Origin of the sequence: Kordia sp. (genome assembly GCF_022447245.1) — a bacterium.
Lineage (GTDB): Bacteria > Bacteroidota > Bacteroidia > Flavobacteriales > Flavobacteriaceae > Kordia.
This window is the reverse complement of the sequence record NZ_JAKVBC010000040.1, coordinates 1-12,552: the sequence shown is the minus strand read 5'-3', so window position 1 is coordinate 12,552 and position 12,552 is coordinate 1. Positions and strand designations below refer to the sequence as shown.

General features: G+C 35.3%; 8 protein-coding genes. 4 read left to right on the top strand and 4 right to left on the bottom strand.

Going from position 1 to position 12,552, the window contains the following annotated elements:
- Positions 1-64 precede the first annotated feature (64 nt).
- Positions 65-757: a pseudouridine synthase gene (locus MK119_RS20665; RefSeq protein WP_290682934.1), complete on the bottom strand. Its 693-nt coding sequence runs from the start codon at positions 755-757 to the stop codon at positions 65-67.
- 88 nt (positions 758-845) lie between these two features.
- Here MK119_RS20665 and MK119_RS20660 point away from each other — a divergent pair, with 88 nt between their 5' ends.
- The 3 genes from MK119_RS20660 to MK119_RS20650 all read left to right on the top strand — a co-directional run bounded on the left by MK119_RS20660 (position 846) and on the right by MK119_RS20650 (position 6,922).
- The gene (locus tag MK119_RS20660) at positions 846-2,408 is read left to right on the top strand and encodes a protein adenylyltransferase SelO (RefSeq protein WP_290682932.1); all 1,563 of its coding nucleotides are present in this window, start codon (positions 846-848) and stop codon (positions 2,406-2,408) included.
- 63 nt (positions 2,409-2,471) lie between these two features.
- Positions 2,472-3,692: a bifunctional alpha/beta hydrolase/OsmC family protein gene (locus MK119_RS20655; RefSeq protein WP_290682930.1), complete on the top strand. Its 1,221-nt coding sequence runs from the start codon at positions 2,472-2,474 to the stop codon at positions 3,690-3,692.
- Between the two features lie 302 nt (positions 3,693-3,994).
- Entirely contained in the window at positions 3,995-6,922 is a 2,928-nt protein-coding gene (locus tag MK119_RS20650; RefSeq protein ID WP_290682928.1) for a S8 family serine peptidase, read from the top strand.
- 129 nt (positions 6,923-7,051) lie between these two features.
- Here MK119_RS20650 and MK119_RS20645 read toward each other — a convergent pair whose 3' ends face one another.
- From MK119_RS20645 to MK119_RS20635, 3 genes are all read right to left on the bottom strand, one after another.
- Positions 7,052-7,705, bottom strand: a complete 654-nt coding sequence (locus MK119_RS20645; protein ID WP_290682926.1) for a T9SS type A sorting domain-containing protein — start codon at positions 7,703-7,705, stop codon at positions 7,052-7,054.
- Between the two features lie 138 nt (positions 7,706-7,843).
- On the bottom strand, positions 7,844-10,024 hold the full coding sequence (locus MK119_RS20640) for a T9SS type A sorting domain-containing protein (RefSeq protein WP_290682924.1): 2,181 nt from the start codon (positions 10,022-10,024) through the stop codon (positions 7,844-7,846).
- A 54-nt stretch (positions 10,025-10,078) separates the two neighbouring features.
- Positions 10,079-11,293, bottom strand: a complete 1,215-nt coding sequence (locus MK119_RS20635; RefSeq protein WP_290682922.1) for a multidrug effflux MFS transporter — start codon at positions 11,291-11,293, stop codon at positions 10,079-10,081.
- 209 nt (positions 11,294-11,502) lie between these two features.
- Here MK119_RS20635 and MK119_RS20630 point away from each other — a divergent pair, with 209 nt between their 5' ends.
- Positions 11,503-12,225, top strand: a complete 723-nt coding sequence (locus tag MK119_RS20630) for a hypothetical protein (RefSeq protein ID WP_290682920.1) — start codon at positions 11,503-11,505, stop codon at positions 12,223-12,225.
- Positions 12,226-12,552 lie beyond the last annotated feature (327 nt).

Sequence of the window (12,552 nt, the reverse complement as noted above, 5' to 3'; positions counted from 1 at the left end):
GAAAGAGACAAATTGTTTCCGAAAAGCTAATATTTATTTCTAAATGACCATTATATTTCAAAATCTATAAAGACAACTTCCAATTAAATTTTTCTGTAATAATATACCAATGTCTTGGGAATGGACATTGAACAGCAATTGGTTTGCTTAGAAAAGGATGTACAAACGAAAGTGAAGCCGCATGCAAGAACAAATTAGAAATATCAAATTCTACTAGAAACATTCGGTTATGAAAACGATCACCATATTTTGGATCGCCAATAAGTGGATGACTGATTTTATTCAAATGAATTCGCAACTGATGCATTCTGCCAGTTTTAGGAAGTAACTTCACCAAACTATAACGCGAAGTTTCAAAAGGTTGCACTGCAATTGGTAATTCGATACTAGAAACGGTTTCAAAATGCGTCAGTGCTTCTTTATGTGCGTTAGCATCACGACCTTTTACAGGAGAATCAATTATACCTTTTTTAGGAGAAAATCCTCTGACCAAACCATAATATAGCTTCTCAATCTGATTTTCGATAAATAATGCTTGAAACCTAGAAACATATTCCTTTTCCTTAGCACAAAGAACAATTCCAGAAGTTTTTCGATCCAAACGATGCACAGGATAATAGACTTTCTCAAACTGTTCTTGGAGCAATTCCAACAATGTTTGTTCGTTAGACTGATTTCGCGCCATAGAAGAGTGATGTACTAACATGTTATTAGGTTTAGCCACCGCAATTACAAAATCGTCTTCGTATAAAATCATCTGTAAAACTAAGAAACTCTATTGTAAATAGCGCATTGTTGCTACAGAGAATAAGTAGTATCTTTGTAAGACAAAGAATTACGAAACAATGGAACTCAATATAAAAGATACTTTTAACAAAGAATTACCTGCCGATCCTAATAAAAATAATACGCGACGTAAAGTGTTTGATGCTTGTTATTCGTTTGTAACACCGCGAGTTCCTTCAAATCCAAAACTAATTCACGTAGCTGATGAAGTTGCTGAAATGCTCGATTTGGAACGTGATACACATTCAGAAGAATTTTTAAATGTCTTTTCAGGAAAAACGGTATATCCAAAAACAAAACCTTTTGCCATGTGTTATGGAGGACATCAATTTGGACATTGGGCAGGACAGTTAGGAGATGGAAGAGCCATCAATTTAGCAGAAGTAAAATCGAATGGGCAATATTGGGCATTGCAACTCAAAGGAGCAGGAGAGACGCCCTATTCACGTACAGCAGATGGTTTGGCAGTATTACGTTCGTCTATTCGTGAACATTTGTGCAGTGAAGCCATGCATTATTTAGGCGTTCCTACAACACGTTCCTTATCATTAATGCTTACTGGTGATGAAGTTTTACGTGATATGATGTATGATGGCAATCAAGAATATGAAAAAGGTGCTGTAGTTTGTAGAGTATCACCAAGTTTTGTGCGTTTTGGGAACTTTCAAATATTAGCCGCTCGAAAAGATCATAAAAACCTCAAAAATCTGGCAGATTATACGATTCGAAATTTTTATAAAGACATCCAAACAGAAGGAAAAGAAAAATATATAGAATTCTTTCAAAATGTTGTCAATAATTCACTCGAAATGGTGATACACTGGCAACGTGTCGGATTTGTACATGGTGTCATGAATACGGATAATATGTCTATTTTAGGACTAACCATTGATTACGGTCCTTATGGTTGGCTAGAAGGCTACGATCCAAACTGGACACCAAATACTACAGACAGTAGAAATCACAGGTATGCGTATGGAAATCAACCTGGTATTACCTTGTGGAACTTGGTACAGCTTGCAAATGCTTTATTCCCATTAATTGAAGAGACAAAACCATTAGAAGATATTCTAGAAAGCTATCAGCAAAATTTTGATCAAAAATATGTAGAAATGATGTCTCAAAAATTGGGTTTAACACAAATCAATGCTGACGTTGAAAAACTAATTGAAGACCTAGAAGAAAATCTTCAACTTACAGAAACTGACATGACGATTTTTTTCCGTGAATTGCCCAGAGTTCAAAAGAAAAATACCGTACAAGAAGCCTTTCAAAAAGTACACAAAGCATTTTATAAACCTATTGAATTGGCAGGCGCACCCGCAGCAGCATGGGGAAAATGGTTTTCCGCCTATCTTTCCTTATTACAATTGGAAGAGGACAAAGACGAAACTCGAAAATTCAAAATGTATGATGTCAATCCGAAATTTGTATTGCGAAATTACATGGCACAACTTGCTATTGATGCAGCCAACAAACGTGATTATTCCGTGATTGAAGAATTATACGAAGTCTTAAAACATCCTTACAATGAACAGCCCGAATATGAAAAATGGTATGCCAAACGTCCAGAATGGGCTCGACATAAAGTAGGTTGTTCGATGCTTTCATGCAGTTCGTAATGTTTTATATTTTTATCGTACTAAACATGTATCAATAATAATACATAGTTGAATAACATACTCATGAAAAGCACTAAACTCAAAATACAAAATCAAAAAGGGCATAATTTAAATGCATATTTAGAATTGCTTGCAAATCAAAAACCAAACTATTACGCCATTTTTGCACACTGTTTTACTTGCAGTAGTTCTTTAAATGCTGTAAAAAATATTAGTAGAACCCTAACAGCTCATGGTTTTGGCATTGTACGATTTGATTTTACAGGTTTGGGTAGGAGTGAAGGTGAGTTTGCAGAAAGCCATTTTTCTGGTAATGTATCCGATTTACTAGCTGTTCATGCGTATATGAAGGCAAATTTTAAAGCGCCAAGTCTATTGGTCGGACATTCACTTGGCGGCGCTGCAGTATTGGTGGCTGCTTCTCAATTAACAGATGTAAAAGCAGTAGCAACCATTGGAGCTCCCGCAAATGTAAGTCACGTAAAACACTTATTTTCACACGACATTCATAAAATTCAAGAAGATACAGATGTAGAAATTAACATTGGAGGAAGGCCATTTGTAGTAAATAAAGAATTTGTAAGCGATTTTGATAAAACAGACTTGCCAACGATTGTAAAAAACTTGCGCAAGCCACTATTAATACTGCACTCTCCAATTGATATGATTGTAGGAATTGAAAATGCTAAAGAATTATATGTAAACGCACATCATCCAAAAAGCTTTGTTTCTCTTGATAATGCAGATCATTTATTGATGAATGAACGAGACAGTCGTTATGCCGGAAATATGATCGGATCATGGGTAGAACGCTATTTTCCAAAACAGGAAAATATCATGCTTGACACCGAAGGCGAACACTTAATTGGATATTTGAATTTGGTTGAAGATAATTTCACTACAAATATTCAAATGAAAAATCACAGTTTGATTGCCGACGAACCTGTTTCGGTTGGCGGCGATGATTTTGGTCCTTCTCCTTATCAGCTCTTATATGCAAGTTTGGCGGCTTGTACGACAATGACACTAAAAATGTATGCCAATCGTAAAGGTTGGGATTTAGAAGAAGTCTTTGTATACATTTCACACAGTAAAAAGAAAAACAAAGAACTCGGAATTGAACTAGAAAAACCTACACGAATTGATTTTATTACAAAGAAATTAAAATTTGTGGGAGACCTTTCAGACGAACAAAAACAACGTTTAAAAGAAATTGCAGCAAAATGTCCTGTACATAAAACATTAGCGAATCAGGTCGTATTTGAGAGTGAGGTTATTTCGTAGATTCCTCAAACTGATTCAGATATAAAGATATTATCAACATACTTCATTTATATAAAAGCTCAACAGTTATTGTTGAGCTTTGTTTATTATCTGACTTTTAAGATCATAGTGAAAACGTCACACTATAAAACAATATTCAAAACAGGAAAAATCCTGTCATTTTTTAAGGTATTTTACTCTCGATTAGAAGGAAAAGACTCTTGTATTCAAGCATTTAGCGGTTTATCTTGGCTCCGTTAGAAGCCAATTCCTAACTATATAGGTATTGCTTTCTAAAGACATTGTTAACCTAAAAAACTAATATGAAGTCAAAAAAAAATCTAAAAGATCTAAAAAAAACTGAGAAAGTTAATGTTCGTATTTCTATCCATAATCCAGGAGGTCAACCGTACGAAAAAGAAGGAATAGTTCGTATCGGAAGAACACGACTAAAACGTGTAAAAGGGCAAAATCTTTACATAGGAAAACTACCTAAAGGAAACTATACGATATCAGCAATGACAAAGGATATGGTAGCTCCTTCAAGGAAATTTGAAGTAAAAGGAAGAAATGAAATCATACCAATTTACTTGGGAAAAAAAGGTTGGCCATCGTATCGTATGGGACAAAATCGCGTGCCGTTTCAACCAGAAGAGAGCATCATAGGTTTCATTTTTGAAATGAAGCCGCCATCAGAAAAAAACTCAAGAGACGCTATTGAAAAGGTTTGTAAACAATTTAAGTTAAAACCACTCAAACTTAAAAACGAAAAAAGAAACAACATTGCTGGCGATGGCGCTATATGGATGTTTAAAGTTCGAAATCCTAAAGATGTAAGTAAAATTAGAGAAAATGCACCTAAACTTTTAGAAAGAGATGTAAGGGTAGGTATTCCTGTTGACTTAGGTACCAATCAAATCAAACTAATTGACCATCGTTTTGTGGTTCGATTTAAAAACCACATGAAGCCTAAAGATATTGATGCTTTAGTAGAAAAGGCGAATGGACGTATTTTAAGAAGCTTTATTCAAGCTGGAAATGCCTTTTTGATTGAATTTTTGAAAGGAGACTGGAAAACGCATTTAGCATTAATGGAGTCTTGGTATGAAAAAGACATCGTTGTATATGCTGAACCAGATATTATGGCAGAGATTACGGATGATGTTTTCCCTGCTGATCCGCCAAATGATACTTTATATGGATCGCAAGCTAATTTAACACTTCAAAATGCAGATCAAGCTTGGCAATTTTTAAACGGAATTGATCCAAACATCACTTTAGGAAGTACAGATGTAACCGTATGTACATTAGATCGTGGAATAGATATAGATCATCCAGATATTGGAGGGAATCTTACAGATGGAAATCCACAACTCTCACAGTGTTTTGACTTTTCAGGCATGCAACAGTGTACCGTTCCTGGATATACGCCACTTTCTGACCACGGAATGGGTGTGTATGGAATCATAGCAGCACTAACAGATAATAATTCTGGTGTAGCAGGAATTGCGCCTAACACACATCAAATAGGTTTGCAAAGAGTCAGTGTAAGTTCTGTTAATTATGGAGATATCTTGTTATGGGCGGCAGGTTTTACCACAGGTAATACAACTGCTGGATGGCCAGCGGAGCCAATACCAAATGGCGCAGATATTATATCATGTTCACATGGTATGGATGGACTTGCGGTATCTGGAATTATGGAAGATACCTTTCAATATTTAACTACTTATGGTCGTGGTGGACTTGGAACTCTTTTAGTGTATTCTGCAGGAAATGGTGGACAGGCAATTACTGGAGTTCGAACTTTTGCTGCGCATCCACGTACGTTGGCAATTTCTAATTCGTTACAACCAAATGGTTCAGGAGTTGAAGTACTAAGAAATACCTCTAATTTTGGTCCAGAAATAGATATTTGTGCACAAGGTCACAATGCGCCATCCCTAGATGATGTTGGCGGAACACAAACTTTTGGTGGAACTTCAGCCGCCGCACCAACCGTAGCTGCAGCTGCAGCATTAATGCTCTCTGTGGAATCACAACTTACTTGGATAGATATAAGAGATATTCTTAGAAATACTTCTGTAGTAATTGATGGCGCTAATGCTGATTCTGTAGGACAATGGGTTGGTGGTTTTAGCCAATGGTATGGATTTGGAAGATTAGATATTCTCGCTGCTGTCCAAGGAGCAAATGATTTTGATACAAATGCGGTAAATCTTTTAATTAGAGATAATTTATCTGATGATGGATCTGTGGTGCCTACAGGAGGAACGTTTTGGAGAAGTCCTGATATTTGGATTAGAAATGCTGATCCTGCAGTGGAAGGACTGGCAGATCCAGCGTATGGAGTCAACCCGCCAAATCAAAATGCCATATCTGGTGTAGATAATTGGGTTCGTGTACGTGTGAAAAACGTTGGAACAGCGGATTCTTCTAATTTTTATGTTCGTTTATATCTTTCACATTTTGCGGGCTCACAATTTGTATATCCTGCAGATTTCATTCCATCAGGAAACCCAGGAGATCCTATTCCAAATCCTCTAGTCCAAGGAACCTATTTGATAGGAGAGGAATTTGTGGCTACACAAGCAGTTGGAGACGAGATTATTTATGATTTCCAATGGCCAGCAGCATTGGTTCCGCCTGAAACAGTAGGAGGAACTTCTTGGCATCCGTGTCTGTTAGCAGAAGTCTCACCACATACAGGACCAACTCCTTCCGGAAATTTAGTGATTGATAACACGAATCTAGGGCAACGAAATATTACCATCGATTATACTGATGACAGCACTGATGACACTTATGAGGCTACTGGAGTTATTGGAAATGCAGAGGATAAATCGACAATGAAACGCTTGGTATTACACAAAGGGAAATTACCAAAAAAGAGCCCAATTTGGATTCGATTCTTGGATAAACGCGTTGAAAAAACAGTGTTAGAATTGTTGCGAAAAAATCCATCATACAAAGAATATGATTCAATATTGATGAAAGAAGAAAACAAATGTAAAAAAGCAAATGCATTGGTGAAATCTAAAAATGGACATACCTATTTTTATACGAGAGATTCTCGATTAATCATTAATGTACCTATGATTAATGGACGATTGACACCTGTTGCGATAGGAACAGAATTTAGCGATAAACCTGGTAAAGATGGTATAGAGCTCGTTCTTATTGAGGAAAATATGTCTAGTTTACAATTAGGAGGATTTGCATTGCGTTTGGAAGCTGAACGACCTAAATAGTGTGAACTTACTATAAGAATTACATATACATCATAAAGCCTGTTTAGAATACACTAAACAGGCTTTTATATTGATATAAGAGTGTGTTTTTTGAAAAGTATAATGATTTTGATAACATCATGATGTGTTTTATTTTTTCATAAACTTCTCTGTAAATTTTCCTGTAGATGTCAAAATATCTAAGAAATACAAACCTTTTGATAAGGTAGAAACATCTAAAGAATTATTGTGATTATTTATTTCTTTAATTTTTTGTCCCTGCGTATTGTAAATTACAAACGATTTTATTTGTAATGCTGTATTTGTTATAAAAAGTACATCTGTTACAGGGTTGGGATACATGTGTATCTTTGTCAAACTATTTTGTGTCACACTTAATGGTTGATTTTGCATGTAAATTCCACTGAATATGGGATTTTCTATACTTAAATAATCAACACCATTGGAACTACTTAAATAATACTGATTATAATTATCTAGTATCCAATAAAAACGACCTTCCCAATTATCATAAGCATCTGAACAGTAATTCATTTCTGAACTAAAATTAGATAAAAAAATGTCTCCATATCCGAACATAGTATCTGCAGACACATCGGCTTCCACTTGAAAGTTATTACATCCACTAAAACCTATTGCGTTTACTGCATCTGTAGTATCTAAAAATTTAATTGAGGCAACTTCTGTAGTAATTGGTGGTTGTGTATATGTAATAGGTTGAAAATCGTTTATAACATTGATAATATACCAAGTACCGATAACGTCAGGGTTTTGTGCTGTCATTTTTGTAGTTGCTAGGCAAAAGAATACAAGAAAGCAAAGTCTTAGAAGCGTTTTTTTTATGGTATGTATCATAAGTTAATTTTTAGTACTTCTTCTAAAGTTACAAATAGTTACTTAGCCTTCTTTCAATCTATCCTATTAATTCTTTATTACTTTTTGTTGTACGATCACTTTTCCTGTTGCATTATAGGCTTTTAGGAAATAGATTCCCGTTTGTAAACTTGGCAAATCAATTGTTTTTTGTGTAGCGTTCATATCTTCTGTAAACAACAAGCGTCCATCAATACTATATAAATTTACTTTTGAAATTTGCTCAGTTTCAGCTTCAATCGTTAACTGATTTTTAAATGGAACTGGGTAAATTCTTGTATTGCTAACTTCGACATCTTCTGTACTTAATACACCGTTGAAATAATCGCTCGCTTTGGTATACGCTTCTACACCAATGGTTGCTCCAATCAGACGTCCACGAATGTCATCTATCGGAGGATGAATTCCACCCCAAATTCTAGATAAACTAGTTTGGTCAGAAGCATCACGATAGGTTGCCCATTGTAGTGTGAATGGCGCGCTTGGTCCTTTTTCAAAGACTAAGAAGTTGTCTTGTGGAATGTCAAACGTTCCCATTCCGCCTGGGAAAAATTCGTCTCCAGTTAATAATGTCAATACTTCTGCCGCAGCTCTTGAAAAAGTGGAATGTCCTGAGAGATATCCTGCAAAAGGAGGCGTTACAAAGGTTCCGCGTTGATAAGGCCACCATCTGTTTGCTAAAATCCAGCCAACACCTGCAATATCTTGCGTAGGATCATTGATATAATCTGGACCTTTCCATGCATATACTTTTACTTTTCCGACATTCTCGTCACTAGCTCCCGCTAATGGATCGCCAGTTTCTATCAATTCGATATAATTTGGAATAAGCGGTAAACCATGTGGATCATAACTAGGTAAGGAAGCATCAGTGCTTTGTCCTTTTCCTGCCATATAACGAATGGCAGAAATTGGTCGTATATAGTCGTAATATCCTTTTATTCCCCAAGTATTAATGGCTGCATCATGCATTGCGCCACCGAGCGCTAAATAACACTTTACATCCCATTCTAAATCACCTAAAACTGGTCCTGAACCATTCAATCGCTTCTCAAACATGGGATGGTCGCTTACATAATTCATGATGGTGAACCAATGTCCTGGAGGTGTTTCAGAATCAGGTCCATCTGCCCAAAATTCTGCCAATACACGTGCATAATCAGCTCTTTTTACCATTTGTGGAGTGTACGGTAGATTCGTCACTGGATTCATTGCATGTCCCGTACTTGGATCGCCACCATTAATGATATCATAAAATGCTTTGTATTCTTCAAAAGTTTCAGGTAAAGTTGTTGTAGACAAGTTTCCTAAAGCACCCGGCGAGATATCAATCATGGTATTATCAGCAGGATCTAAATGTGAAGACCACAAAGAGACCAAAGCAAAATGCCACTTATACGGATCGTCAATACCATCTTCATTTGAGTTTTGTATATATTCTGGCGGACCTGGATCATTGTAAACGTAACAATCAAATCCTTCGTTGATGATTTCTAAATTGTCATATTTTAGGGCAAAAGGATAGACTTCTCCCCATTCTGGACTTAAAAATTCGGGTGTATTTAATGGAAACGTATTTCCACTTTGATCAATAAAAACATCAAATGCTAAAGGCTGCCATTTGTTAGGATTTATATTGTTGGTATCTTCATATAAATCTAAAATCAACGGGGTATTTTCAGGTTGATAGAATTCATTTGCATAATCATTCTGCTCATTAGAGCCATCTTGCAAACCAAAAGCAATAATTTCTTCCGCTAAATGATTTCCTAACGCTGCATACGATCCTGTACTGTAATCAGTAGACGTAAAATTGATATCATAGCCATAGGATTGAAATAAGGTTTGAAAACTCGGTAGAGAAGTGCTTGCTCCAGGCGAACTAGCAAAACGATGAGTTAATAAGCGATACATAGCATAACTAATGACTTCATGACGTGCAACTTCTATATCAGTGGGTGCTGCAATACCATTAAAAGTACTTGTGTATGTTCCGAAGGTTTTTCCTAAAAATACCGTTTCTGCTGTAGTATCAAAAACTGCCCAAGCATCATACATTGCCATGGAACTATGAAAAAGGTTTCTGGCATGTACGGTTGGACGCGCAAAATCGCCACGAATGGCATTTAGTAATTCTTCATTCCAGTCACGAGCTACAGAATGTTGCGCCTTAAGTATTGGTATACAAAGAAATAGACTCAAAAAAGTCGTTATAAATATCTTTTTCATTAGCTTGATAGAGGTTTTTTTGTAAACTTAATTAAAAGATTTTTTTTTTACAAACTATGTTCTTGACAATGAATCCGTTTTATTCACTTTTTTTAGAATTGCTAGAATTAGGAGTGAAGCGCAGCCACAAATTAAAAAGCCCATAAATAGAGGAGAAGCGGTCTTTTTTATAAAGCTTCCAATATAAGTTGCTATAGGGACAGCCATGATAGTGGAAACAAATCCATTAATTGCAGCTCCAATTCCAGCAATATGCCCTAAAGGTTGCATGGCCAACGAACGTAAATTCCCGAAAAGGAAACCAATTGAGAAAAACTGAATACCAAAGAAACTCACTAATACATAGATATTTGGGTTGGGTTCACCATAGAAAAAAGCTAGATATAGTATTGGAATTCCTGTAAATGCAATCATAAAAGCACGTACCATAGCATACATTCCATACTTTAACACAAATGTTCCGTTTAAAAATGTAGCAAATCCTACAGAGATTGCCAATGCTGCAAAGATGTATGGGAACTCTTCGACCATTCCATATTGATTTTGAAATATGTCTTGAGAAGCACTTAAATACACCATAAATGAACCTGTAATAAATCCTGAGATTAAGGTAAAAGCTACAGAAGATTTAAATTTAAAAAAATCTTTTAATCCATTGATAAACAAATTTTTAGAAACCCTTATTTTATTTTTTGTATCAAGGGTTTCTGGTTGTCGTTTCCAAAGCCAAATCATGATGATAGCTCCAAAGGCTAACTGACTATTAAAGATAGCTCGCCAACCAAAATTATCCAATAATAGTTTTCCTAAAGCAGGAGCAACCACAGGAACTAGAATAAAGATAGCCACTATAAACGACATGATTTTTGCCATATAATCACCGCTAAAACTATCGCGAACCATGGCAATACTAATCGTTCTTGGTGCGGAAAGTCCAATACCTTGTAGAATACGTCCGATAATCATGATTTCTAAATTTGGCGCTAATACACAAAGAAAACTTGCAAAAACAAATACGCCAAATCCTATGTAAATAATGGGTTTACGTCCCATACTGTCAGACAACGGCCCAAAAATTAATTGTCCAAAACCTAAACCTAAGAATATCATCGTAATTAAGGTTTGATTGTCTGTAGACTGTGTTGTACCGATAGAGACACCAATAGCTTCCAAAGCTGGTAAAATCGCGTCAATAGATAATGCTACAATAGACATCAACGATGCCATTAGGATGATAAATTCTGTTTGCGATTGTTGTTTTGAAATCATTCGGCAAAAGTACGGCTATTTTTTTTGTTTTGGGTGTTAGGTCGCTTTGCTTTTAGATATTGTTTTTTATTAAATTCAAGAGTCTGGATCGCTTTGCTATTATTGGATCTGGGCTTTTTCCTTAGTAGTTTTACATATTATAGCTTGGTTATTTGCGGTCTATTTTTTCTTATTGTTGAATATTAGTATATTCGATTAGAATTTTTGATATGAAACTATTTAACAAACAACGTTTTGCGATTATGGGAGGAACCAATTTTAAGAAATACCTTACGTATGCTTTGGGTGAAATTGTGTTGGTTGTAATTGGGATTTTGATTGCTGTTGCCTTAAATAATTGGAATCAGCGTAAAGAGTTGAACAATGCAAATGCAGAGCTTCGTATGGAAGTAATTAAGCAATTAGATACAGATATTACTTCAATTTCTGAGCATCTGAACAAATCAGATAACGTACATGAAAATTACCGAAAGTATTTACAGCACCCGAAGGATAGTGCAGAAATATTTCCAGGAGAAGTGCTAGGATCTTTATTATTTGATAATCATGCACATGAAAACGACACAAGAGTGATTACGATGATTGATAATGCTACATTGAATAAATCTAAAACATCGTTAGATTTAAAGAGTCTAGCTATGGATTACAGGCTTTACAATGAGAAATTAAAATCTACGGAGCAATTAATTTTTATAACAACTACAGAAGTTCTTAAAGAAATAGAGCGTACACAAGATTGGTATTTAGAATTTGTCATGAGTAATTTTCAGTGCACAGAAGACTGTGCGAATTATTTCTTTAATAATAAGCAACACAAAGCTCGGATAGTAACTTTATTATTTTTATATAAACATGTCTACAATAACATTGTTTCAAAGTTAAAAGATATATTGATGAAATATCGTAACCTTTTTAATGAAATAGAGGATTAGTGAATTTGTTTTGTATTGATTTTATTGAAATATTCTATTTAACATAATATAAATTATAATACAAAAACTATATAAAGTAAATAAGTGTATTTCTCGTTTTTGTAACTATAATTCTACATTATGCTAAATATCCCAGAACCTTTGAGTTGCTACTAGAATCATTCTGCTTGGGCTATGAACCTTATTTAATCGGAACGCTGCGCTACATAATTCTTTGTACTATAATTTGTCGTTATGCTAAATTGCCGCGCGCAAATGCTTTATTGCTTAGTATAAATAAAATGTTTTGGCATTTTTTTCTACACACAATATGCCGACGCTTTCCAG